The following is a 22,142-nucleotide window of genomic DNA, read 5'->3' on the forward strand; positions in this document are numbered from 1 at the left end:
CGAAAGAGCAGCAGGGGCAGCCTGAATGGCGATGGCCTTGATGACCGGCCTACAGCTCGGTGCGCAGGCTCCAGATCTCGGGGAACAGCACCACGTCCAGCATCTTCTTGAGGTAGCTCACGCCGCCGGTGCCGCCCGTGCCGCGCTTGAAGCCGATGACGCGCTCCACCGTGGTCAGGTGGCGGAAGCGCCATAGGCGGAAGGCATCCTCGATATCGGCCAGCTTTTCTCCCAGCTGGTAAAGATCCCAATACTTGTGCGGATCGCGGTAGACGGTGATCCAGGCCTGTTTCACGCCCTCGCTGGCTTCATAGGGCTGGGTCCAGTCGCGCTGCAGGCGGTCGGCAGGCACGGCGATGCCTTCGCGGGCCAGCAGCTGCAGGGCCACGTCGTACAACGATGGCGATTCGTAGGCGGCCTGCACCTGGGCCAGCAGATCGCTGCGGTGGGCGTGGGGCTGGAGCATGGCCGCGTTCTTGTTGCCCAGTGCGAACTCGATGCAGCGGTACTGGTAGCTCTGGAAGCCGCTGGAGTTGGCCAGATAGGGGCGCATGGCCGAGTACTCAGGCGGTGTCATGGTGGACAGCACGGTCCAGGCGCTGACCAGCTGCTCCATGATGCGCGAGACGCGCGCCAGCATCTTGAAGGCATCGGGCTTGGTCTCGCCCGATGCATTGGCAATGGCTGCCGTAGCCGCGCGCACCTCGTGCAGCATCAGCTTCATCCACAGCTCGCTGGTCTGGTGCTGCACGATGAACAGCATCTCGTCATGGGCGGGCGACAGCGGATGCTGGGCCGTGAGAATCTGGTCCAGATGCAGATAGTCGCCATAGCTCATGTCACGGCTGAAGTCGAGCTGTGCTTTCTCGTCGCGGACGATGGCTGCGCCGCCATGCAGGGGGCAACCGGAGGATTCATTCGTCATGGTCAAATCATCTTTGATAGGTCAGTGCGCGCAGCGTAACCGAATCCGGGCACACAAAGCCTGCAAGAACGTGGATGCATGCTGCCATGGCTTTGCGTAAAGTCGGGACAGTCACAGACCGATGACAGAAAACGCACTCAGCCGAGATCAAGCCATGCCCAGTCCTCTGCCTTTCGCCGCCACTGCAAATTCGCAAACAGATGAGCGCATGATCCAGTGCTGCCGCTGGCTGGAGAGCGAAGAGCCCATGCCCGCGCTGGATGAGCTGGCTCAGCGCCTCGGGCTCAGTCCCTGGCAGTTGCACCGCAACTTCAAGCGCGCCACGGGGCTCACGCCCAAGGCCTATGCCAAGGCCCATCGCGGCAGGCATGTGCGTGCCGCGCTGGCGCAGGAGGCCAGCGAGTCGGTCACCGATGCGGCCTATCTGAGCGGCTATGAAGCCAGCAGCAGCTTCTACAAGGACGCACCGGCCATGCTGGGCATGGCGCCGCAGTCCTATCGCAGGCGCGGCCAGGACCAGCGTATCCGCTTTGCCCTGGCCGAATGCTCGCTGGGCAGCCTGCTGGTGGCCAGCACCGACAAGGGCGTGTGCTGCGTGCTGCTGGGCGATGACCCGCATGCGCTGGTGGACGATCTGCAGCAGCGTTTTGCGGCGGCGCAACTGATCGGGGCCGACGCCCAGTATGAACAGACCGTGGCCCAGGTGGTGGCCCTGATGGAGCAGCCCCGTCTGGGGCTGGCCCTGCCGCTGGATATTCAGGGCACGGCGTTTCAGCAGCGCGTCTGGCAGGCGCTGCAGAGCATTCCGGCCGGCCAGACCGTCAGCTACAGCGAACTGGCCCGGCAACTGGGCCAGCCCAGCGCCACGCGGGCCGTGGCCAGCGCGGTGGCGGCCAACCCGATTGCAGTGGCAGTGCCCTGTCACCGTGTGCTGCGCAACGATGGCAGCATCTCGGGCTATCGCTGGGGTGTGGAGCGCAAGCGTGCGCTGCTGTTGCGCGAGGCCCAGCAGGCCCAACTCAAGCTCTCTTAAAGAGAGCTGCTATCGCATGCTAATCAGCGTTTTTGGATGGGTATTTATCTGAAATCTTTGATTTATGGGCGATAGCAGCTATGAATTTAATGAATGAAGTGCAGGTGCGCTCCGGCGCTGCCCCTGTGATAGAAAACCGCATGCTGCTTGAAATCTCCATTGCCCTGCCCGCGCGTTACCGCTTCGATGAATTCGTGCATTTCCATGATCGCGACGAGCAGCAACTGGCTGAGCGGGTCGATGCCGGTGCGCACAGCCTGCACAAGGCCATCATGTGGAAGCGCAGTCCCGCCTTGCTGCAGCTGCAATGGCAGACCGGACAGGTGCAGGCCAGCCTGCATGCGCCGCAGGCAGAGCCGGCAGAGGCAGACCGGGCCGCGCTGCAGGCCATGGTGAAACGCATGCTGGGGCTGATCTACGCGCCCGACCAGCTGGAGTTGGCGCATGGCGACCACTCCGAGCTGGGCGCGCTGCTGTCGCGCCAGGCCGGCCTGCATGTGCCGGGCTCGCCCACGCCCTTCGAGGCACTGACCTGGGCCATCACCGGCCAGCAGATCACGGTGGCCGTGGCCGTTTCGCTACGGCGCAAGCTGATCGCGCTGGCGGGCGAGCTGCTGGCGCAAGGCGGTGACATGCCGGCCCTGCACGCTTATCCCGATGCACAGCGCGTGGCGGCCTTGGGGCTGGACGCGCTGCGCGGCGCGGGCTTTTCCCAGGCCAAGGCCCAGACCCTGCTGGCCGTGGCCCAGGCCGTTGCCGAAGGCCGGCTGCCGCTGGACGACTGGGCCGCCCGCAGCGCCGCCGGGCGCTGGAGCGAGGAGGATGTGGCCGCTGCCTCGGCGCAATTGCTGGCGGTCAAGGGTATAGGGCCGTGGACGGTGAACTACACCTTGCTGCGCGGCTATGGCTGGCCTGACGGCAGCCTGCACGGAGATGTGGCGGTGCGCCGGGCCATAGGCCTGCTCACGGGTGGCGACAAACCCGATGCGCGTGCCGCCAGCGACTGGCTGGAACAGTTCAAGCCCTGGCGCGCGCTGGTGGCCGCGCACCTCTGGGCCTCGCTGGCCGACAGCGCCTATTGAGAGGCGACAGGCGGCAGCGCTTCAGAGCGGCGGCGACAGCACCAGCAGCAGCAGGCGTGCGGGCTGGCCCGAGGCGTTGGCCAGCCGGTGCTCGCTGTCCACCACCAGCGTGGCCGTGTCGCCCGCATGCAGCAGCACCTGCTCCTGGGCGGTGAAGACTTCGATGCTGCCTTCGAGCACGTGAAAGACCTCGCGTGTGCCTGCGCGATGGGCCGCGAAATGGCTGGAGACCGCATGTGGCGGAAAGCGGTAATGCACGAGGTTCACACCCGCGCTGGGGCTGGCCAGGGCCAGGCGCTCCACGCCGCTGGCCTCGTCGACAAAGCGCAGATTCTCGCCGGCGCGCGTGATTTGAGCGCTGGGCGCGCTTTGCACCAGCTCGCCCAGCTCGCAGCCCAGGCCCTGCGCAATCGCCATGGCATTGCGCAGGCTGGTGGCCAGCAGGCCGCGCTCCACGCGCGACAGCGCACCCGGCGAAACACCGCTGGCCTGGGCCAGCTGATCCAGTGTGATGCCCAGCTGGGCGCGGCGCGCGCGGACGGCGGCGCCGAAAAGCGCATCCTGCTCCGATGCCTGCGATGCGGTGGTGGAGTTCAAGTCTGGCTCCTTGTCATGGCGTCTGTTCTTGTGTTGAAAATTTTCCTATGAGAAAATAATTTTGCGTATAGGAAATTATTTTTCGAGGATAAATGCAATGTACATGTTTATCAGTGCCTTGCCCGTGGCCACCGTCATCGCCGTCCTGCTGGCGGGCTGGCGCTCGCTGCATGCCGCAGCGCTGGGCGTGGCGGTGGCGCTGCTGGTGATTGCCCTGGCGTTTGCGCAGCCCGCTTCAACATGGCTGGCCGCCGGCATGCACTGGGCGCCGGTGCTGCTGGAAGTGCTGCTGATCGTGGCAGGCGGGCTGCTGCTGTCCGAGGTGCTGCGCGCGTCGGGAGCGCAGAAGGCCCTGGCCGACTGGCTGCTGGCCAGGGCCGGCAGCGGCACGGGCGCCGTGCTGCTGGTGGTGCATGGCATCACGCCGTTTGCCGAGTCGGTCACCGGTTTCGGCGTGGGCGTGACCATCGGCATACCGCTGCTCGCGCACTTCGGCTTGCCGCCGCGCAAGGTGGTGCTCATCGGCCTGCTGGGCCTTTGCGCCGTGCCCTGGGGCTCCATGGGGCCGGGGACGCTGGTGGCGGCCACCATGGCGGGTCTGCCGTTCAAGGAGCTGGGTCAGGCTTCAGCCCTGGTCAGCGTGATTCCGTTTGTCATCACCGGCATGGCGGCGGCGGCTCTGGCGAGTGTGCCGGGCCGTCGCTGGCCGGCTCTGCTGCAGGGCCTGCTGTCGGGTCTGTTGCTGACGGCGGCCGTGGCTCTGATGAATACCCTGGCCGGCACGGCACCCGCGGGGGCGCTGGGGGCGTTGCTGGTGGTGGGCTGGCATCTGCTGCGCCTGCGCGTGTCGCAAGCGGACGCGGACAAGCCGCAGTTGAGCGCGCCAGGGCGGCGTGCGCTAGCGGCCTATGCGCTGCTGCTGGGTGGCGTGCTGGTGGCGGCAGCGCTGCTGCACACCCTGGATCTGCCCGCTGCCTGGCATGGGCTGGCTTCGCCGGGACTGTGGCTGCTGGTGGCTGCGGTTTTTTTCACGCGAGGCCGGCCGGCGCGCCCATCGTTGGCAAAGGTCTGGCGCTCCTGGCTGCAGGTGGCGCCGGTCACGGCGCTGTTCATTGTGCTGGGCGTGCTGATGGCGGTTTCGGGCATGGCCGCGCAACTGGCCCAGGCGCTGGCCCGCAGCGGGCCGCTGTATCTGCTGGCCGCACCATTTGTGGGCGCGCTGGGCGGCTTCGTGACCGGCTCCAATACCGGCGCCAATGCCATGTTCGCGGCCACGCAGGCCGAGATCGCCCATGCGCTGGGCGCGCCGCTGCTGCCATTCATGGCGGTGCACAACGTCAGTGCCTCGCTGCTGCTCATGGCTTCGCCCGGCAAGGTGGAGATGGCCGTGCAGTTGCTGGCGCAGGGCGCTGACCAGCGGCGCTGGGTGCAGCAAAGCGTGTTGATGCTGGACCTGGCCGCCGTGGCGCTGATGGGCGTGCTCAATTGGAGCTGGGCGCGGGCCTGATCGGAGGTCGCCCGGCCCGCCCCCGGTGCCTGCTTCAGGTCACGGCATGCACGGTATTGAACTCGGGTCGTTGCCACTCGCCCGATTCCAGCACCTGGCGCAGATGCTCGACGGCATTCCAGACATCGGCAAAGCCCACATACAGCGGCGTGAAGCCGAAGCGCAGAATGTCCTTGTGCCTGCCCGTGCCGCCGTCGCCCTTGCGGAAATCACCGATCACGCCGCGTGCAATCAGCGCCTGGACAATGGCGTAGGCGCCGCTGCCCTGGCCATTCACGCCCAGGCCTTCTTCCCGGGTCAGGCAGACCTGGGAGCCGCGTGCCGCATGTTCGCGCGGTGTCGCCAGACCCAGGCCGTGGCCCTGGCAGCGCTCTTCCACGAGCTGGATGAACAGATCGGTCAGCGCCAGCGATTTCTTGCGCAGCGCGGCCATGCCGCCGAAAGCCTCGGCTTCGGTGTAGATGTCGATACCGCACTGCAGCACGCTCATGCTGATCATGGGCTGGGTGCCGCAGAGATAGCGCTGTATGCCCTGGGCCGGGTGGTAGTCGGGCACGAACTTGAAGGGCTCGGCGTGGCCGAACCAGCCCGACAGCGGTTGCCAGAAACGGTTGATCAGGCGCGGATGCGCCCAGACAAAGGCTGGCGCGCCGGGGCCGCCGTTGAGGTATTTGTAGCTGCAGCCCACGGCAAAGTCGGCATCGGCGCCCTTGAGGTCCACGGGCACGGCACCTGCGCTGTGGCACAGATCCCAGACGCAGAGAATGCCTTTGGCATGGGCGGCGGCCGTGACGGCTGCCATATCGTGCATGGCGCCCGTGCGGTAGTTGACATGGGTGAGCATGGAGATCGCCACATCGGTCTGCAGCGCGCCGGCGATTTCCTCGGGCTCGAGCAGCACCAGCTCCAGGCCGTATTCCTGGCAGACGGACTGGGCGATATAGAGATCGGTCGGGAAGTTGCTGCGCTCGCTGATCAGCTTTTTGCGGCCGGGCGCATCTTCGCGGGCGATGCGCGCGGCAGCGCTCAGCACCTTGTAGAGATTGATGGAGGTGGTGTCGGTGAACACCAGCTCGCCCTGGCCCACGCCCAGCCAGGGGGCGAACTGGTTGCCCAGGCGCTCGGGCAGCGTGATCCAGCCGGCCTTGTTCCAGGAGGTGATGAGGTCCTGGCCCCATTCCTGCGTCACCACTTCGGCCGCGCGTGCGGCGGCGGCCTTGGGCTGGGCGCCCAGGGAATTGCCGTCCAGGTAGATCACGCCCTGGGGCAGGGCAAAGCGCTCGCGCAGCGCGCGCAGCGGGTCCTGGGTGTCCAGAGCCTGGCAGTCTTGCAAAGTGGTCATTGTCTTCCTTCTCTCATTTTGATAGCTACTGACGATGATTGTGTCTACGCCAGAGCCGGTTCTGATTCAAATATGGCTGGACTCGAATTCGCCCATTGTGTCCGAGACCGGGTCGGCCCGGCCGCCTTGCAGCGAGGACATCGGTTTCTTTGCGCCAAGCGCTTCAGAGCAGGCTGCGCAGCACGGCGCGCACTGGCGAGGCATCGGCTTCCGTGAGCTTGAGCGGCAAGGCGATCAGCTCATAGTCGCCTTCGCTCACTTCATCGAGCACCAGGTTCTCGAGCACGCGCAGGCCGCGCTGGCGGATCACCATATGGCTGTCCAGGCTCTTGCTGCTGGCAGGGTCTATGCTGGCAGTGTCTATGCCGATCAGCTTGACACCCAGGTCGGCCAGCTTTTGCACGGTCTCGGGGGCATAGGCGGCCAACTCGGCATCCCAGCCGGTGGGTGCTTTCTCGTAGGTGCGCACCAGCACGCGCGCGGGCAGGCCGGCATCGATGGCGTGCGCTATGTGACGCCATTCGATCAGCGGCCCGCAGCCCATGGCGTGGATCACGCGGCAGGGGCCCAGAAAGGCATCCAGATCGACGGCGCCGATGGCCGCGCCCTGCGCATCGTAGTGCAGCGGCGCATCGGCATGCGCGCCCACATGGGGCGAGAGATGAATGGCGCTGACATTGACCGGGCAGCCCGGGCCAATGCTGGCCACCCATTCCTGGCTATAGGGCGTGTCGCCCGGAAACACCGGTGCGGCAGGATGAATGGCAGGAGAAATATCCCAGATCTGGCGTGTCATGGTGTGTATGAATGGGTTCGGTCGCTCTTGATCGATAACAGGCCCGAGTGCGGGACAGCCAGCAAGGGCCGGGGCCGGCCGCGCCGCCCCGCAGCAAAGGCTGTCGTCCCCCTTGGGGGAAGGCGCGCTAGCGCCTCAGGGGGCCGCCTTCTTCTTTCTATACCAAAGAGCATAGACCAGCACCAGCACGATCAGAAACGGCACACCCACCAGCACGGTGGTGTGGAACTCCTTGGTAAACAGCGTGGTGACGATCACGCCCGCCATCAGCAAGGCGCCTACCAGGGTCAGCACGGGAAAGCCCCACATGCGGAACTCCAGCTTCTGGCCAGGATGCTCGCGCTGCCAGCGCGGGCGGAAGAACAGATGGGTCACGAACACCATGAACCAGGCAAACATGGCGCCGAACATGGCGATCGACATCATCAGCTCCAGCGACTGCTCGGGCTTGAGCACGTTGAGCACCATGGCCACGGCCATGCCCAGGCAGGAGACGGCAATCGCGCCCAGCGGCACACCGCTTTTGCTGAGCTTGCTCAGTCCCTTGGGGGCATAGCCGCCGCGCGAGAGGCTGAACATCATGCGCGAGGTGACGTAGAGCTGGCTGTTCATGGCCGACAGCGAGGCCAGCAACACCACGAAGTTGAGGGCCGCGGCCGCGCCGGGGATCTGCAAAATTTCCATCACCTTGACGAACGGGCTCTTGTCCGTGCCCGCATGACTCCAGGGCACGACGGCCAGCATCAGTGCCAGCGATAGCAGATAGAACAGCACCAGGCGCAGCACCGTGTTGCGGAAGGCGCGGGTCACGGCCTGCTTGGGGTTCTGGGCTTCGCCGGCCGCAATGGCAATGGATTCCAGGCTCAGATAGCTGAAGATGGCCACGATCACCCCCACCCAGGTGCCCCACCAGCCGTTGGGAAAGAAGCCGCCATCGACAAAGTAGTTGTCGAAGCCCACGCCCTCGGGTCGGGTGCCGAAGATCACATAGGCAGCAATCAGGATGAAGGCCACGATGGCAATCACCTTGACCATGGAGAACCAGTACTCGACCTGGCCGAAGGCCTTGACGCTGGTGGCATTGACGGCGGCCAGCAGGGCCGAGAACAGCGCCACCCAGATCCATGGCTCCACGGCCGGGAACCAGTAGGCCATGTACTTGCCCACGGCCGTGACCTCCATGCCCACGGCCAGCACCACGGCACCCCAGTAGGCATAGCGCACCACAAAGCCGGCCAGAGGGCTGATGTAGTGCTCGGCGTAGGCGCCGAAGGAGCCCGAGGTGGGGTGGGCTACGGTCATCTCGGCCAGGCATCCCATGAGCAGCAGGCCGATGAAGGCGCCGATGGCGTAGCTGATGAGCACGCTGGGACCGGCAAAGCCGATGGCAAAGGCGCTGCCCATGAAGAGACCGGTACCGATGGCGCCACCGATGGCGATCATGGTCATCTGGGCCGAGTTCAGGTGCTGCTGCAGGCCTGTCTCGCGTTGCTGAATACTGTCAAAGTTGGCCATTGCTGACTTGCGCGTGCGAAAAATCGAAGCGGCAAGTATCCCGCGAATGACCGGCTGCGGCGGCGTGGCGGCGAATGTCCCTGACCCGGCCGGCTTAGCGCTGCGTGCCGGCGTAGTTGCCGGGCGTCAGCGCATGATGGGCCTTGAAGGCGCGCTGCATGTGGGCCTGGTCGGCAAAGCCCATCTGATGAGCGACCGAGGCCAGGGGCTCGCCCTGGGCCAGCAGGTGGCGCACGCCATTGAGGCGCAGGTTGAGGCGGTAGGCCCCGGGCGTGACGCCGGTGACGGCCCTGAAGCGGCGGATGAAACGGCTGGGGCTCATGCCGCAGCGCAGGGCCAGGGCCTGGACGCTGGTTTCGTCTTCGGGGCTGCGGTGCATGTGCTGCAGCGCGGGTAGCACGGCATCGGCGGGCTGGGGCTCTGGGGCAGGGGAGTCTGCGGCACGGCCCAGCAGCTGCAGAAAATCCGTCAGCGATTGCTCGTGCTGCCGCAGCTGCGCATCCGTGGCGCTGCCGGCAAGCGGCTGGCAGAGACGGTCTGCCCAGCGCGAGATTTCCGGCTTGTGCAGCGCGCGCCGTGCAAAGCGCAGGCCGCCGACGCCGAGCCGCTTATGCACCCAGTCGGCCTGCACGAACAGCATGCGGTAGGACCAGGGCTGCAATGTCTCGGGGTTGCAGGCATGCCAGTGGCCGGGCTCGATCAGCACCACGCTGCCAGCACTCAATGTTTCGGGGCCATCGTCGTGAAGAAACAGGGTCTCGCCCTCATCCACGATGCCTATGGAGTACTGCGCGTGCGCATGCAGCCGGTAGCTGTAGCAGGACTGGCGGCTGATGCGCAGCTCGGCCCAGGGCAGGGCCGGGTGGCGGTGGAAATGGTGACTGGGGGCTGGCATGACGGCCTCATCATGCCAGCATGCTGACCACGCTTGCCACCAGCACCATGGCCAGGGCCTGGTTCAGCCGCCGTTGGCGCAGGGGCGTGCTCAGCCACTGGGTCAGTGCATGGCCCAGCGCGGCCCAGCAGCCAACGCCGAGCAGGCAGGCCAGCAAGGAGACGCTGCAAAACAGCAGCAAGGCGGTTGGCAGCGAGACCTGCTGCGCGGCCAGCGGGGCGACAAACATGCCGATGCCCGAAAGCGCCACCAGCCAGGCCTTGGGGTTGAGGCTCTGAATGGCAATGCCTTGCACGAACGCTCCGCCTGGACCGGCCGGCAGTGATGCGGGGGCGCTCTCCCTGGCCGCCCGGCCATGGGTCCCGGGGGCATTGGCCAGCTGCCAGGCCAGCCAGAGCAGATAGAGAGCACAGACGCGCGGCGCCCAGCGCAGCAGCTCTGGCTGCTTGAGCAGCCATTGCCCGCTCTGGCCCATCAGCCAGACGATGACGGCGTAGCTGAGGCTGGCTCCCAGTACATAGCAGAAGGCGGCGCCAGCGCGGCCGTTGCCATGGCGCAGGGCCAGCACGTTCACCGGCCCTGGCGTGATGGCGCCGGCCAGTGCAAATCCGGCCATGGCCAGAACAGAAGAAAGCATGGACAAACCTGAAACAAGAGGTCGCCAGTCTGAGTCCTTGGCTTTTCCAGGTATTGAACAAAATTGCGCCTTTGCTTGGTTAACAAGTGCAAAACGGCTCTTTTCGACCGACACAAGAAGGTGACTTGCGTTACGCTTGAATGCTTTCGCGAACCTGACCCCCATCCCATCTTCCATGCCATCCGCAGCAGCTTCTAGCCCATCCCGAGTCTGGCCGGCCGTACGCATGGTGGGGCGTGCCGACATGGGGCGCCAGCGCAGCAATAACGAAGACTCGGTAGGTCTGGAGCCGCAGGCCAGGCCCTGGCCGGTTGCCGTGCTGGCCGACGGCATGGGTGGCTATAACGCGGGCGAGGTGGCCAGCGTCATGGCCGTGGAGCTGATCACGACCAGCGTGCAGCACGGTCCGGCAGCCGATGAATCCATGCTGGCAGCACAGTGCGAGCTGACGGACGCCCTGCACATGGCCAATACGGCCATCTATGCAGCCGCGCAGTCCACGCCCGGCTGCAGCGGCATGGGCACCACGGTGGTGGCCGCCCTGGTGCTGGCGAGCGAGGTGCTGATTGCCCATCTGGGCGACTCCAGGGCCTATGCCTGGCGCGCCGGCCGGCTGCAGCGCCTGACGCGCGACCATTCGCTGGTGCAGCAGGATATCGATGCCGGCCTGATCAGCGAGGCCGATGCCAGGACCTCGCGCTACGGCCATCTGGTGACCAGAGCGCTGGGCGTGATGCCCCAGGTGGAGCCGGAGCTGAACCACTGGCCGCTGCAGCGGGGTGACCGCATTCTGCTGTGCTCGGACGGCCTGACCGATATGCTGAGCGACGCCAGCCTTGCCTCCCTGTTCGATGAAAACCTGCCGCTGGCGCGGTTGCAGGAGGCCTTGATCGAGGCGGCGAATGCCGCAGGCGGCAAGGACAATATAGGCGTGGTGCTGATCGAGCTGGACGCCTGATCCCGGTATCTTGCGGGACTCTTAGATCAGACCGCTTTCCAGCTGAGGCAGATTGTGGCGCTGGCGCACGCGGTTGCAGGCGTCCGAACCTGCGGCGAACTCGCGGCAAGGGGAGGGGCGCCATTCATAAATGCCGCAGTACGCCTTCTCTCCCACCTTGCCCACCAGAGCTGCACAGCGTGGCCTGGCCCAGTCCGTGCCGCGCATGCGGCAGGTGTAGTCGGTAACTTCCTCAACCAGTCCTGCGGGGACACTGCCCCCATGCTCCTGGGACTCGTGCACGGAAAAATCGACACGAAAGGACGCGCAACAGGCGCCGCAGCTAAGGCAGGGATGGGTCATTGGAGAGGCGGAATTTATCCGGTGGGGCGGCGATTTTCGCAGCTGTGCAAACCCTTTGGTTGTGTCGGGCCGCAGATTTGTCAACCGCGCCGCTCAATACCCGCCCAAAAGTCCATGCTGCTGGTGCCAATTCGCCACCGTTGTGCACCAATCGCCTACAGTAAATGGAAAATGAGAATCAAAATCAATTAATAATGCGCTATGAGTTCTTTGCAGTCCCCCTCGGCGAGGTCTGAGGCAGTGTCAGTTACTTCGTCCATGAATGCTTTTCCTGTTCAAGCGTCTGAATCCGGCGTGCCATCTTCCAGCGCTGCAGCCACAGCCACCGGGCCCATCATGGGCCTGGATCAGCTGGTGGTGAATCAGCCAGCCCGGGTGGTGGATCTGGCTTCCTCCGAAGGCGAGGATGAAAGCCTGCTGCTCAGACTCATGGAAATCGGCTTTCTGCCCGGCGAGTCCGTGCGCGTCGTCGCCACCGGCTTTCCCGGCCCCGACCCGCTGGCCGTGCGCATAGGCCAGGCGACGTTTGCGCTGCGCCGCCACGAGGCGTCGCAGGTGCTGGTGCAGCTGGAGGCCGCAGCATGAACGCGCGCGAATCCCAGATCACCATGATGAGCCCTCAAGCCGCGGAGCAGGCGCCCCTGCGTGCCGCGCTGCTGGGCAACCCGAATTGCGGCAAGACGGCGCTGTTCAATCTGCTGACCGGCGCCCGCCAGAAGGTGGCCAACTACGCGGGCGTGACCGTGGAGCGCAAGGAAGGCTGGCTGAGTACGCCTGGCAAGCGCCGCGTGCGCGTGCTGGACCTGCCCGGCACCTACAGCCTCGATGCGCACAGCGAGGACGAGCGCATCACGCGCGACATAGTCAAGGGCCAGCATCCGCGCGAAGCGCCGCCCGAGTTGCTGGTCTGCGTGACCGATGCCACCCATCTGCGTCTGAACCTGCGTCTGGTGCTGGAGGCACGCGCCCTGGGCCTGCCCATGGTGGTGGTGCTCAATATGAGCGATATGGCGCGTCGCCAGGGACTGGTCATCGACAAGGCCAAGCTCAGCGAGCTGCTGGGCGTGCCCGTGGTGGAGAGCGTGGGCGTGCATCTGTCCGGCGCCAAGGATTTGCTGGCCTGGCTGGACAGCGATCAGGCCAGGCAACTCAAGGCGCCGACGCTCGAAGGCCAGTTCAAGCCCGTGACGGGCAGCAATTCGCGTGCCCAGCTGCTGGCCCTGCACCAGCAGGTGGCCGAGATCATGCGCCTGGCCGTGCAGGAGCCTGCGGCTCCCACGCAGCGTGATGATCGCATCGACTCCGTGGTGCTGCACCCGCTGTGGGGCACGCTGCTGCTGGTGGTGACGCTGTTCCTGATGTTCCAGGCAGTGTTCAGCTGGGCCGAGCCCCTGATGGACGGTATCGAAGGCCTGGTCAGCGACTTCGGCCAGTGGGTGCATGGCGTGATGCCTGATGGCGTGCTGCGCAGCCTGCTGGTGGACGGCGTGATTGCCGGCACCGGCTCGGTGGTGGTCTTTCTGCCGCAGATTCTGATTCTGTTCTTCTTCATCCTGGTGCTGGAAGACTCGGGCTATCTGCCGCGCGCCGCCTTTTTGCTGGACCGCATCATGGGCAGCGTGGGCCTGTCCGGACGCTCCTTCATCCCGCTGCTGTCCAGCTTTGCCTGTGCCGTGCCCGGCATCATGGCCACGCGTTCGATTTCGAGCTGGCGCGACCGTCTGCTGACCATCATGATCGCGCCGCTGATGACCTGCTCGGCACGCCTGCCCGTGTACACGCTGCTGATCGGCGCCTTCATTCCCGAGCAGACCGTGGCCGGCTTCTTCAATCTGCAGGGCCTGGTGCTGTTTGCCCTCTATGTGGGCGGCATCGTCAGTGCCATGGCCGTGGCCTGGGTGGGCAAGCTGGCCACCAAGGTCAAGACCCGCACGCCGCTGCTGATGGAGCTGCCTTCCTACCGCATCCCCAGCCTGCGCAGCCTGGTGCTGGGCCTGTATGAGCGGGCCATGATCTTCCTGCGCCGCGTCGGCGGCATCATCCTGACCGTCAGCATCGTACTGTGGTTCCTCTCCAGCTACCCCGGTGCTCCCGAGGGCGTGACCGAAGGCGCGATTCGCTACAGCTTCGCGGGCCAGATCGGTCGTGCGCTGGAGGTGGTGCTGGCGCCCATCGGCTTCAACTGGCAGATCGCCATTGCGCTGGTGCCCGGCATGGCCGCACGCGAGGTGGCCGTGGGTGCGCTCGGTACGGTGTATGCGCTGTCGGCCGTGGGCGATGACGCCATGGCCCAGCAGCTGAGCCCGCTGATCGCCAGCAGCTGGTCGATGGCGACCGCGCTGTCGCTGCTGGTCTGGTTTGTGTTTGCCCCCCAGTGCATCTCCACGCTGGCCATGGTCAAGCGCGAGACCAATGGCTGGCGCTATCCGCTGCTGATGGCCGGCTATCTGTTTGCTCTGGCCTATCTGGCCAGCTTTGTGACCTATCGCGTCGCCGTGGCCCTGGGCTGGGGCTGAGAAAGGATTGTCTATGTGGCAGGAACTGATAGTGGGCGCCATCGTGCTGGTGGCCGCCGTATCGCTGGCCTGGCGTTTCATGCCGGCCGGTCTGCGCAGCAAGCTGACGCGGGTTCATCCTTCGCTGGCGCCTGCGGGCAAGAGCGGCAGCTGCGGTGGTTGCAGTGCCTGTGGCGGCGATAGTTGCTCGGATACGCGCAAGGCTTGAGGCGGATACCGACCTTACATAAAAATATAGCTGCCTGCGCTTGCCATTTCTGAATTTCAGATGCTTTTGTATCTGAAATGATTAAGTGGCAAGCGCAGGCAGCTTTTTATTTGATAGCAACAGTGCTTTCCGGTTTGTCGAAAGCTCAGGCGGCTTCCAGCCAGGGCTGGACTTCCTCGTCGCTCAGTGCCGACAGGCCGAACTTCTCGCGCGTGTCCTGGCAGCCGTAGGAGGCAAACGGAAAGTCGCGGCAGGGGCGCGAGCGCTGCTCGTAAATGCCGCAGCCTATGCAGCCCGCGCCGACCTCGGGCAGTTCGCGCAGCGCCACGCAGCGCACCGGGTGGCGCTCCGTGCCGTTCATGCGCGCGCGGTTGCCCTTGCCGGGCACTTCATGGGCCAGCTCATCGGGGACGGTGCCGCCCATGGATTGCAGCTCGTAAATGGAAAACTCAACGCGGTAGTTCTGGCAGCAGGCGCCACAGTTCAGGCAGGGGTGGACGGATTCGGACATCGTGTTTCTTCAAGGATTCAGGCATCGGGGTCGCGCCGTCCTCCTCTGGGAAGGACGGCTTTCTAGGGAACAGAGGGAAGCCGGCGCACAGGGCTGTCTGCGGCTTCCGGTGCCGAGCCACTAGGTATGGCCTTGAAGAAACTTCAGATAGAAGGTGTGGATGCGTACATAAAGTGCACGCACGCGCGCGGCAAAGGATTTGCGCGGGCCGAAGAAGGAGGGCACGCGCGTGTGGCGTGCCATATGGGGCTGGCGCAGCGCCAGCAGGCCGCCGCGCTGGCCGTAGCGGGCGTCGCCCTGGGTGGGGCGCAGCGGAAACAGAAACACCGCCAGCTGGCGCAGGGCCCGCTGGCGGTGTGGGGATGTGATGTGGCTCAGGTGCATGGGTGTGGTGGTATGCAGATGAGCCCGGACGTGCCGAATCAGCCTGGCTGGCGGCCCAGCAGCAGGTACTCCATGAGCGCCTTTTGCACATGCATGCGATTTTGGCTTTGGCACGCGGCATGCTGCCGCTTCACACCCGCGAAGCGGGTATGAGCCTGCGCCCGAATCGCATGCTGGCTCTGGCGAGCCGTCGCGTGCACCGATGTCTTCGCCATCAGTCCACGCGACCCAGCAAAAGGTACTCCATGAGCGCCTTTTGCACATGCATGCGATTCTCAGCCTCGTCCCAGACCACGGATTGCGGTCCGTCTATGACTTCGGCTTCCACTTCCTCGCCGCGGTGGGCGGGCAGGCAGTGCATGAACAGGGCATCGGCCTTGGCCGAGGCCATCATCTCGGCATCCACGCACCAGTCGGCAAAAGCCTTCTTGCGCGCCTCGTTCTCGGCCTCGTAGCCCATGCTGGTCCAGACATCGGTGGTGACCAGATCGGCACCCTTGCAGGCTTCGAGAGGGTCCTTGAACACCTTGTAGCAGCCGGGGTTGACGGGCTTGCCGTTGAAGGCCAACTGCTCGTCCACCTCGTAGCCGCCGGGCGTGCTGACATGGACCGTGAAGCCCAGCAGATCGGCGGCCTGCAGCCAGGTGTTGGCCATGTTGTTGCCGTCGCCCACCCAGGCCACCACCTTGCCCTTGATCGAGCCGCGGTGCTCGATGAAGGTGAAGATGTCGGCCAGGATCTGGCAGGGGTGGAACTCGTTGGTCAGGCCGTTGATGACGGGCACGCGCGAGTACTGGGCAAAGCGCTCTATCTTGTCCTGACCGAAGGTGCGGATCATGACCAGGTCGGTCATGCGGCTGATGACGCGTGCGCTATCTTCAATCGGCTCGGAGCGGCCCAGCTGGCTGTCGCCCGTGGTCAGGTGGACCACGGAGCCACCGAGCTGGTACATACCGGCTTCGAAGCTGACGCGGGTGCGCGTGCTGGCCTTCTCGAAGATCATGGCCATGGTGCGGTCGATCAGCGTGTGGTGCTTTTCGTAGCCCTTGAACTTTTTCTTGATCAGGGCGGCACGTTCCAGCAGGTAGTCGTATTCATCTGCCGTGAAGTCGCTAAATTGCAGGTAATGCTTCATGCGGAATTCCTTGGAGGATCAGGCAGCCAGAATAGCTTGAACCAGGGGCTTGAGCCTGGCGACGATTTCGTCGGCTTCGGCCTTGCTCAGGATCAGCGGCGGCACCAGGCGAATCACGGTGTCGGCGGTCACGCTCAGCAGCAGGCCGGCTTCTGCGGCCTGTCCAATCAGCTCGCCACAGGGCTTGGTCAGCTCCACGCCAATCATCAGGCCCTGGCCGCGCACTTCGACGAAGCCTTCGAGGCTGCCCAGTTCAGCCTGCAGTTTAGCTTTCAGATATTCGCCCACTTCAGTGGTATGGGCCAGCAGGCCGTCTTCCTCCATGATGCGGATGGTTTCCACCCCGGCGCGCATGGACAGAGGGTTGCCGCCAAAGGTGGAGCCATGGTTGCCAGCCTTGAGCACTTCGGCAGCCGCCTTGTGCGCCACTACGGCGCCCACGGGAACGCCAGAGCCCAGTCCCTTGGCCAGGGTCATCACATCGGGCGTAATGCCGGCCCACTGGTGGGCAAACCATTTGCCGGTGCGGCCCATGCCGGCCTGCACCTCGTCCATGATCAGCAGCCAGCCCTTGGCATCGCACAGCTCGCGCACCTTCTTCAGATAGTCGGCGCGCATGGGGTGCAGACCGCCTTCGCCCTGGATGGGCTCCATCATGATGGCGACGATGTTGGGATTGCCTTCGGTCGCGTCGATCAGGGCTTCGTAATCATTGGGTGCGATGCGGGTGAAGCCAGCGAGCAGATCGCCAAAGCCGTTGCGTACCTTGGGGTTGGCCGTGGCGCTCATGGTGGCGATGGAGCGGCCGTGGAAAGCATGGTCATAGACCACGATTTCGGGCTTGGCAATGCCTTTGTCCACGCCGTATTTGCGGGCGATTTTGATGGCGGCTTCGTTGGCTTCCAGGCCGGTGTTGCAGAAGAACACATTGGTCATGCCCGAGCGCTCGGTCAGCAGCTTGGCCAGGGTTTCCTGGCCGGGCACATGATAGTAGTTGCTGGTGTGGATCAGCTTGGCCACCTGCTCTTGCAGGGCCGGCACCAGCTTGGGGTGGTTGTGCCCCAGGGTGTTGACGGCAATGCCGCCCAGTGCGTCCAGGTATTCCTTGCCGTTCACGTCCCAAACGCGGCAGCCCTGGCCGCGCTCCAGCGCGATGGGGACGCGGCCGTAAGTGGGCATAACGTGGGGCGAAGCTGCCTCGATGAAAGCGGTCATTGCAAGAATCTCCTGAGAAGGAAGGTCAACGGCGCACTGCGGCGCCTGAAAAATGAGAGCTTTGATTCTAGAGTGCCCGGATAACCCCAACATTGCGGATTGCGCATCGCTGCCATGCAATCAACCTACGCCATTGTGGGGTTGACAGCATGGCTCTTATACAAGAGTTAGAATGCTTGTTTAGGCATGTTGGCGGGGATCCCGCCTGGTTGCCGGATCTTTTTGGCGAATATTTGATGGTTACCCCTTCCAGCAAAGAACTGTTCATCATGGGTATGACCCATGCCGGAAAAACCTTTCGACCCAGCGACTGGGCCGAGCGCTTGGCCGGGGTCATGAGTCAGTTTCGCCCTGGTGGTGCCTGCGCCGGAAGCCATCTGAGCTACTCTCCCTGGTGCGTGCCTACGGTGATGAACGGCACCAAATGCGTGGTCATCAACCGGGATCTGCGCGACTACGAGCCCATGGCCTGGGACTTCTGCCTGAACTTCGCCAAGGACAACGATCTGCAAGTGGCCGAGGCCTGTCTGCTGCCAGACAAGCTGCCAGCCGGCAAGAAGTGATTTTTAGGTGCCAAGAGGCGCCGCGCAAACGACAAAGGCTTCCACGGGAAGCTTTTTTTGTATCTGTGCGCTGCGGGTCTAGCTCTGCGCTGTCGTGCTGTCCAGCAGCCGTGAGCGGCGCCATGGGCCCCAGCGGTAGTGGGCGATGGACAGCAGCATGGATGCCAGCGCGCTGAGCGGAAAACTCCACCACAGCGCATCCTGCCCCCACAGCGGCTGCAGCCCCCAGGCCAGGGGCAGGCGCAGGCCCCAGAGCGTCAGGGCCAGGATGGCCAGGGGCGCCAGCACCGCACCCGTGGAGCGCACCACGCCGGCCAGCACGCTGCTCACGCCCAGCAGCATGAACGAGCCCAGCACGATGCGGTTGAGGTGGCGTGCAGGCTCCAGGGCCGTACTGTCATCGGGCAGGAACAAGGCCAGTACGGAGCGGTCGCAGGCCAGAATCAGGGTCACACAGGCGCCGGTCAGCAACAGGTGGCAGGCCACGCCGGCACGCGCCGTGCGCGCCACTCGCGACCAGTGGCCGGCGCCCACGTTCTGGGCGGCGATGGTGGTGCAGGCCGAGGCCACGGCAATGGCCGGCATCTGAACATAGGCCCACAGCTGCAGGGCCGCGCCGTAGGCGGCCGAAACCTGGGCGCCATGGGCGTTGATCAGGGTCAGCATCAGCACCAGGGAGAGTGAGACCAGCAGCATCTGCAGGCCCATGGGCAGGCCCTTGATGACCAGGCAGTGCAGCAGCTCAGGCACAGGCCGCCAATGGCGGCGCTGGCGCCAGCCTATCCACAGCGGCAGGCGCTGCCAGCGCAGCCAGGCCAGCAGGCCCGCGAGGCCCAGGCTGTTGGCCACCAGGGTGGCCAGGGCCGAGCCCGCCATGCCAAGGCCTGGCAGGGGGCCGGCGCCGAAGATGAACAAGGGGTTGAGCAAGGCATCGCCCAGGGCCACGCCCAGCAGGGCCACGAAAGGCGTGCGACTGTCGCCTGTGCCGCGCAGCACGGCGGCCACGAAGATCAGCAGCAGCATGGGCGGCAGCGCGAGAAAGAGCACGCGCAGATAGTCCACGGCCAGTGCGGCGGTGGCAGGCTCGGCCCCCATTGCACCCAGCATGGGGACGGCCAGCGGCCAGCCCAGGGCGGCCATCAGCAGGGACATGCCCAGAAACAGGCTGGCACTGGTGCCTGTGATGCGGCGGGCCAGGGCCCAGCGGCCCGCACCCACGGCCTGAGCCACCAGCAGATTGGCGGCCTGGCTGATGCCGAAGACCAGAGCAATCAGCGCAAACAGCAGATTGTTGGTATGCACGGCTGCAGACAGCGCACTCTCGCCCAGATGGCGTCCGATCCAGAAGGCATTGACCGAGGTATTGAGCGACTGCAGCACATAGCCGCCCCACAGAGGCAGGGAAAACCGCAGCAGGGCGCGGCCTATCGGTGCATGGGTCAGTGGCTGGTGCATGGAAAAAAAGGCTGCGCAACCTCAAGCGCTGGGGCTTGGCAAGAAAAAACCCCGCGCGGCACAGGCCGGCGGGGCGGGCACCGGCGGGGCCGGTGCGGGGAGTGCCGGGCTTAGAGCGCCTGCATTTCCTTGTTCAGCTGGGTGGGGTTCTGGGGAGCTGCGGCAGGCGCGGGAGCCGCTTCGGCCTTCTTGCCCAGGTCGACAGGGACGTCCACATAGGGCAGCTTCAGGGCCGAGCTGGTCATGCGGCGGATCTCGTTGGTATAGGCGGCATCCTCGTTGATCTTGCGGCCGTAGGAGGGCACGATCTGCTGGATCTGGGCCTTCCACCCGGCGCTGGCCATCTGCTCGGGGAAGGACTTCTTGAGCAGGTTCAGCATGATGTGGGGAGCGGTCGAGGCGCCAGGCGAGGCACCCAGCAGGGCAGCGATGCTGCCGTCTTCCGAGCCAACGATTTCGGTGCCGAACTGCAGCACGGCGCCTTTTTCAGGGTCGCGCTTGATGATCTGCACACGCTGGCCGGCGGTGACCAGCTTCCAGTCCTCGCGCTTGGCTTCGGGGAAGTACTGGGCCAGCACGGCCTGACGGTCGGCATCGGTCAGCTCGGCCTGTTGCATCAGGTACTGGACCAGGTCCAGGTTGTGGATGCCTACGCGCAGCATGCCCATCAGATTGTCATGGGTGACCGAGGAGAACAGGTCCCACCAGGAGCCGTTCTTGAGGAACTTGGTGGTGGCCAGTGCAAAGGGGCCAAACAGCACCACGGGCTTGCCGTCGAGCTGGCGGGCGTCCAGATGGGGTACGGACATGGGAGGCGAGCCGGTGGAGGCAATGCCGTAGGCCTTGACGTCGTGGCGCTTGGCCAGCTCGGGGTTCTCGATGGCCAGGAACTGGCCGCCCACGGGGAAGCCGGCGTAGTTCTTGGATTCGGGGATGCCCGAGGCCTGCAGCAGCTTGAGTGCGGCACCGCCGGCACCGACGAAGACGAACTTGGCCTTGACGGTCTTTTCCTGGCCGCCCTTGGCCAGATCGGCCACGGTCACGTTCCAGGTCTTGTCGGTGTTCTGGCGCAGGGCCGTGACTTCGCTTTGCAGGTGCAGCTGGAAGTTGGGGCTCTTCTGGAGCGAGGCCATCAGCTGCTCGGTCCAGACGCCATGGTTCACGTCGGTGCCCAGGGGCATATAGGTGGCGGCGATCTTCTGGGCCGGGTCACGGCCTTCGATCATCAGCGGGGCCCACTTCTTGATCTGTGCCTGGTCTTCGGAGTACTCCATGCCGTAGAACAGCGGGTTCTGGACCAGGGCCTGCTGGCGCTTCTTGAGGAAGGCGATGTTGTCATCACCCCAGACGAAGCTCATATGGGGGGTGGCGTTCACGAAAGTCTCGGGCGACTGCAGGTGGCCGCGGCCGACCTGGTGGGCCCAGAACTGGCGCGTCACCTCGAACTGCTCGGCAATGCTCACGGCACGCTTGGTTTCCACGCTGCCGTCGGGCAGCTGGGGCGTGTAGTTGAGCTCGGCAAAGCCGGAGTGGCCGGTGCCGGCGTTGTTCCAGCCGTTGGAGCTTTCCAGGGCCACGCCGTCCAGGCGTTCGAAGACCTCGATCTTCCAGTCGGGCTGCAGTTCCTGCAGGTAGGTGGCCAGCGTCGTGCTCATCACGCCGGCGCCTACCATCACCACATCGACGGGCTGCTCGTTCTCGGCCTTGGGCACGGAGCGAGGGAATATTGGCCAAAACAAAAATAACAGCGCGGCCAGGACCAGGGCCGCGACGGCTCCCAGTCCTGCTTTGATCGACTTTTTCATGACTTTTTCTAGACTTGACTATCAAAAAAGCCTGCAGGCAGGCGGCAGGCTTTTTGCGAAGATACGGGGCAAGTCCTATAAAAGACATGAGACTCCCCGACCTGGGGATTGTCCTAGGGAAGTCAAAATCTGACGCTAATCAATTCGTATTAGGGCGCTTTGTGCTAGGCGTGAGGCGCGTCTGTGGATGCCTTGATGAGGCAGTCTGTCGGGCACAGGCAACAAAAAAACCGCCCTGAGGCGGTTTTGATGTTTTTGCTGACAGCGCACCCGTTACAAACGGCAGATGACCGAAGTCATCCGTGCTTGAGTGAGGCTGGTATTAAGCAGCCAGAGCCAGGGTCTTGACCTTGGCGGACAGGCGGCTCTTGTCGCGAGCTGCCTTGTTCTTGTGGAAGATGCCCTTGTCAGCGATCGCGTCGATCACGGACTGAGCCTTGGCAAACAGTTCAGCTGCCTTGGTCTTGTCGCCGGCCACAACAGCCTTCTCGACATTCTTGACAGCAGTACGGTACTTGGAACGCAGCGAAGTGTTCGCAGCGTTCAGCTTGACGTTCTGGCGGGCGCGCTTGCGGCCAGAAGCCAGGCGGGGGTTCTTTTTGGCTTTAGTTGCCATGATTTATTTCCTTGTGTGTCTGAGGATGATGTCAGCAAAACAGTGGATTGTATCACCCCCTGTGCGGCTTTGCCGCTTCCCCCTTTAAGGGGGACGACATCCTCG

Annotated in this window: 23 protein-coding genes; 8 read left to right on the plus strand and 15 right to left on the minus strand. The window is 64.7% G+C overall.

Translation table 11 applies throughout. The annotated features are described in order from the left end of the window. Window positions 1-49: 49 nt before the first annotated feature. Entirely contained in the window at window positions 50-925 is an 876-nt protein-coding gene (gene kynA, locus AAIL67_RS20320; RefSeq protein WP_003067178.1) for a tryptophan 2,3-dioxygenase, read from the minus strand. 154 nt (window positions 926-1,079) lie between these two features. Between kynA and AAIL67_RS20325 the strand changes: the two genes are divergently transcribed. Both AAIL67_RS20325 and AAIL67_RS20330 read left to right on the plus strand, forming a co-directional pair. Beyond that, window positions 1,080-1,958 carry a methylated-DNA--[protein]-cysteine S-methyltransferase gene (locus AAIL67_RS20325; protein ID WP_343484700.1) on the plus strand — a complete coding sequence of 293 codons (879 nt, stop codon included), beginning with the start codon at window positions 1,080-1,082 and terminating at the stop codon, window positions 1,956-1,958. A gap of 80 nt (window positions 1,959-2,038) precedes the next feature. Next, complete coding sequence (locus AAIL67_RS20330; protein WP_224648645.1) at window positions 2,039-3,040, plus strand: DNA repair protein; 1,002 nt, start codon at window positions 2,039-2,041, stop codon at window positions 3,038-3,040. 21 nt (window positions 3,041-3,061) lie between these two features. On the opposite strand, the gene AAIL67_RS20335 is transcribed toward AAIL67_RS20330, so the two are convergent. Further along, the gene (locus AAIL67_RS20335; RefSeq protein WP_003052541.1) at window positions 3,062-3,637 is read right to left on the minus strand and encodes a helix-turn-helix domain-containing protein; all 576 of its coding nucleotides are present in this window, start codon (window positions 3,635-3,637) and stop codon (window positions 3,062-3,064) included. Window positions 3,638-3,734: 97 nt separating this feature from the next. On the opposite strand from AAIL67_RS20335, the gene AAIL67_RS20340 reads away from it, so the two are divergent. After that, window positions 3,735-5,144, plus strand: coding sequence for an SLC13 family permease (locus AAIL67_RS20340; protein WP_343484703.1), 1,410 nt, complete (start codon window positions 3,735-3,737; stop codon window positions 5,142-5,144). Window positions 5,145-5,178: 34 nt separating this feature from the next. On the opposite strand, the gene kynU is transcribed toward AAIL67_RS20340, so the two are convergent. From kynU to AAIL67_RS20365, 5 genes are all read right to left on the minus strand, one after another. Further along, window positions 5,179-6,486 carry a kynureninase gene (gene kynU / locus AAIL67_RS20345; protein WP_063664095.1) on the minus strand — a complete coding sequence of 436 codons (1,308 nt, stop codon included), beginning with the start codon at window positions 6,484-6,486 and terminating at the stop codon, window positions 5,179-5,181. Window positions 6,487-6,649: 163 nt separating this feature from the next. Beyond that, on the minus strand, window positions 6,650-7,282 hold the full coding sequence (gene kynB / locus AAIL67_RS20350; RefSeq protein ID WP_343484704.1) for an arylformamidase: 633 nt from the start codon (window positions 7,280-7,282) through the stop codon (window positions 6,650-6,652). Between the two features lie 135 nt (window positions 7,283-7,417). Then, window positions 7,418-8,797, minus strand: coding sequence for an amino acid permease (locus tag AAIL67_RS20355; RefSeq protein WP_343484705.1), 1,380 nt, complete (start codon window positions 8,795-8,797; stop codon window positions 7,418-7,420). A gap of 94 nt (window positions 8,798-8,891) precedes the next feature. Further along, window positions 8,892-9,692, minus strand: a complete 801-nt coding sequence (locus AAIL67_RS20360; protein WP_343484707.1) for an AraC family transcriptional regulator — start codon at window positions 9,690-9,692, stop codon at window positions 8,892-8,894. A gap of 10 nt (window positions 9,693-9,702) precedes the next feature. Beyond that, the gene (locus AAIL67_RS20365) at window positions 9,703-10,329 is read right to left on the minus strand and encodes a LysE family transporter (RefSeq protein WP_343484709.1); all 627 of its coding nucleotides are present in this window, start codon (window positions 10,327-10,329) and stop codon (window positions 9,703-9,705) included. Between the two features lie 226 nt (window positions 10,330-10,555). On the opposite strand from AAIL67_RS20365, the gene AAIL67_RS20370 reads away from it, so the two are divergent. Then, window positions 10,556-11,287, plus strand: coding sequence for a Stp1/IreP family PP2C-type Ser/Thr phosphatase (locus tag AAIL67_RS20370; protein ID WP_343484727.1), 732 nt, complete (start codon window positions 10,556-10,558; stop codon window positions 11,285-11,287). Between the two features lie 21 nt (window positions 11,288-11,308). Here AAIL67_RS20370 and AAIL67_RS20375 read toward each other — a convergent pair whose 3' ends face one another. Beyond that, a complete protein-coding gene (locus tag AAIL67_RS20375; protein ID WP_045839946.1) occupies window positions 11,309-11,629 on the minus strand; it encodes a YkgJ family cysteine cluster protein in 321 nt (106 codons plus the stop codon). Window positions 11,630-11,887: 258 nt separating this feature from the next. Here AAIL67_RS20375 and AAIL67_RS20380 point away from each other — a divergent pair, with 258 nt between their 5' ends. The 3 genes from AAIL67_RS20380 to AAIL67_RS20390 are packed head-to-tail and all read left to right on the plus strand — an operon-like array spanning window position 11,888 to window position 14,353. After that, a complete protein-coding gene (locus tag AAIL67_RS20380) occupies window positions 11,888-12,214 on the plus strand; it encodes a FeoA family protein (protein ID WP_343484711.1) in 327 nt (108 codons plus the stop codon). Further along, entirely contained in the window at window positions 12,211-14,145 is a 1,935-nt protein-coding gene (feoB, locus tag AAIL67_RS20385) for a ferrous iron transport protein B (RefSeq protein WP_343484713.1), read from the plus strand. The genes AAIL67_RS20380 and feoB overlap by 4 nt, the downstream gene beginning before the upstream one ends. A 13-nt stretch (window positions 14,146-14,158) precedes the next feature. Continuing rightward, complete coding sequence (locus AAIL67_RS20390) at window positions 14,159-14,353, plus strand: hypothetical protein (RefSeq protein ID WP_003067100.1); 195 nt, start codon at window positions 14,159-14,161, stop codon at window positions 14,351-14,353. Window positions 14,354-14,498: 145 nt separating this feature from the next. Here AAIL67_RS20390 and AAIL67_RS20395 read toward each other — a convergent pair whose 3' ends face one another. The 4 genes from AAIL67_RS20395 to AAIL67_RS20410 form a co-directional block, all read right to left on the minus strand. After that, window positions 14,499-14,864, minus strand: a complete 366-nt coding sequence (locus tag AAIL67_RS20395) for a YkgJ family cysteine cluster protein (RefSeq protein ID WP_063664074.1) — start codon at window positions 14,862-14,864, stop codon at window positions 14,499-14,501. A gap of 120 nt (window positions 14,865-14,984) precedes the next feature. After that, complete coding sequence (locus AAIL67_RS20400) at window positions 14,985-15,248, minus strand: hypothetical protein (protein WP_003067103.1); 264 nt, start codon at window positions 15,246-15,248, stop codon at window positions 14,985-14,987. 214 nt (window positions 15,249-15,462) lie between these two features. Continuing rightward, complete coding sequence (gene argF / locus AAIL67_RS20405; protein WP_012839458.1) at window positions 15,463-16,383, minus strand: ornithine carbamoyltransferase; 921 nt, start codon at window positions 16,381-16,383, stop codon at window positions 15,463-15,465. Between the two features lie 18 nt (window positions 16,384-16,401). Further along, on the minus strand, window positions 16,402-17,598 hold the full coding sequence (locus tag AAIL67_RS20410; protein WP_034380459.1) for an aspartate aminotransferase family protein: 1,197 nt from the start codon (window positions 17,596-17,598) through the stop codon (window positions 16,402-16,404). A 236-nt stretch (window positions 17,599-17,834) separates the two neighbouring features. On the opposite strand from AAIL67_RS20410, the gene AAIL67_RS20415 reads away from it, so the two are divergent. Further along, a complete protein-coding gene (locus AAIL67_RS20415) occupies window positions 17,835-18,161 on the plus strand; it encodes a DUF3579 domain-containing protein (protein ID WP_003052588.1) in 327 nt (108 codons plus the stop codon). 78 nt (window positions 18,162-18,239) lie between these two features. On the opposite strand, the gene AAIL67_RS20420 is transcribed toward AAIL67_RS20415, so the two are convergent. The 3 genes from AAIL67_RS20420 to rpsT form a co-directional block, all read right to left on the minus strand. After that, window positions 18,240-19,616 (minus strand): MATE family efflux transporter, encoded by a 1,377-nt coding sequence (locus AAIL67_RS20420; RefSeq protein ID WP_343484716.1) that lies wholly within the window; start codon window positions 19,614-19,616, stop codon window positions 18,240-18,242. 110 nt (window positions 19,617-19,726) lie between these two features. Beyond that, complete coding sequence (mqo, locus tag AAIL67_RS20425) at window positions 19,727-21,421, minus strand: malate dehydrogenase (quinone) (protein ID WP_343484717.1); 1,695 nt, start codon at window positions 21,419-21,421, stop codon at window positions 19,727-19,729. Between the two features lie 322 nt (window positions 21,422-21,743). Then, entirely contained in the window at window positions 21,744-22,037 is a 294-nt protein-coding gene (gene rpsT, locus AAIL67_RS20430) for a 30S ribosomal protein S20 (protein WP_003052598.1), read from the minus strand. Window positions 22,038-22,142: the final 105 nt, after the last annotated feature.

Source organism: Comamonas sp. A7-5 (assembly GCF_039581385.1).
In the GTDB taxonomy this organism is placed as follows: domain Bacteria; phylum Pseudomonadota; class Gammaproteobacteria; order Burkholderiales; family Burkholderiaceae_C; genus Comamonas; species Comamonas thiooxydans.

Bases quoted from the DNA above. Each gene is read 5' to 3' on its own strand.
- kynA (WP_003067178.1), bottom strand. From the start codon at position 925: ATGACGAATGAATCCTCCGGTTGCCCCCTGCATGGCGGCGCAGCCATC.
- AAIL67_RS20325 (WP_343484700.1), top strand. From the start codon at position 1,080: ATGCCCAGTCCTCTGCCTTTCGCCGCCACTGCAAATTCGCAAACAGAT.
- AAIL67_RS20330 (WP_224648645.1), top strand. From the start codon at position 2,039: ATGAATTTAATGAATGAAGTGCAGGTGCGCTCCGGCGCTGCCCCTGTG.
- AAIL67_RS20340 (WP_343484703.1), top strand. From the start codon at position 3,735: ATGTACATGTTTATCAGTGCCTTGCCCGTGGCCACCGTCATCGCCGTC.
- kynU (WP_063664095.1), bottom strand. From the start codon at position 6,486: ATGACCACTTTGCAAGACTGCCAGGCTCTGGACACCCAGGACCCGCTG.
- kynB (WP_343484704.1), bottom strand. From the start codon at position 7,282: ATGACACGCCAGATCTGGGATATTTCTCCTGCCATTCATCCTGCCGCA.
- AAIL67_RS20355 (WP_343484705.1), bottom strand. From the start codon at position 8,797: ATGGCCAACTTTGACAGTATTCAGCAACGCGAGACAGGCCTGCAGCAG.
- AAIL67_RS20360 (WP_343484707.1), bottom strand. From the start codon at position 9,692: ATGCCAGCCCCCAGTCACCATTTCCACCGCCACCCGGCCCTGCCCTGG.
- AAIL67_RS20365 (WP_343484709.1), bottom strand. From the start codon at position 10,329: ATGCTTTCTTCTGTTCTGGCCATGGCCGGATTTGCACTGGCCGGCGCC.
- AAIL67_RS20370 (WP_343484727.1), top strand. From the start codon at position 10,556: ATGGTGGGGCGTGCCGACATGGGGCGCCAGCGCAGCAATAACGAAGAC.
- AAIL67_RS20375 (WP_045839946.1), bottom strand. From the start codon at position 11,629: ATGACCCATCCCTGCCTTAGCTGCGGCGCCTGTTGCGCGTCCTTTCGT.
- AAIL67_RS20380 (WP_343484711.1), top strand. From the start codon at position 11,888: ATGAATGCTTTTCCTGTTCAAGCGTCTGAATCCGGCGTGCCATCTTCC.
- feoB (WP_343484713.1), top strand. From the start codon at position 12,211: ATGAACGCGCGCGAATCCCAGATCACCATGATGAGCCCTCAAGCCGCG.
- AAIL67_RS20390 (WP_003067100.1), top strand. From the start codon at position 14,159: ATGTGGCAGGAACTGATAGTGGGCGCCATCGTGCTGGTGGCCGCCGTA.
- AAIL67_RS20395 (WP_063664074.1), bottom strand. From the start codon at position 14,864: ATGTCCGAATCCGTCCACCCCTGCCTGAACTGTGGCGCCTGCTGCCAG.
- AAIL67_RS20400 (WP_003067103.1), bottom strand. From the start codon at position 15,248: ATGCACCTGAGCCACATCACATCCCCACACCGCCAGCGGGCCCTGCGC.
- argF (WP_012839458.1), bottom strand. From the start codon at position 16,383: ATGAAGCATTACCTGCAATTTAGCGACTTCACGGCAGATGAATACGAC.
- AAIL67_RS20410 (WP_034380459.1), bottom strand. From the start codon at position 17,598: ATGACCGCTTTCATCGAGGCAGCTTCGCCCCACGTTATGCCCACTTAC.
- AAIL67_RS20415 (WP_003052588.1), top strand. From the start codon at position 17,835: ATGGTTACCCCTTCCAGCAAAGAACTGTTCATCATGGGTATGACCCAT.
- AAIL67_RS20420 (WP_343484716.1), bottom strand. From the start codon at position 19,616: ATGCACCAGCCACTGACCCATGCACCGATAGGCCGCGCCCTGCTGCGG.
- mqo (WP_343484717.1), bottom strand. From the start codon at position 21,421: ATGAAAAAGTCGATCAAAGCAGGACTGGGAGCCGTCGCGGCCCTGGTC.
- rpsT (WP_003052598.1), bottom strand. From the start codon at position 22,037: ATGGCAACTAAAGCCAAAAAGAACCCCCGCCTGGCTTCTGGCCGCAAG.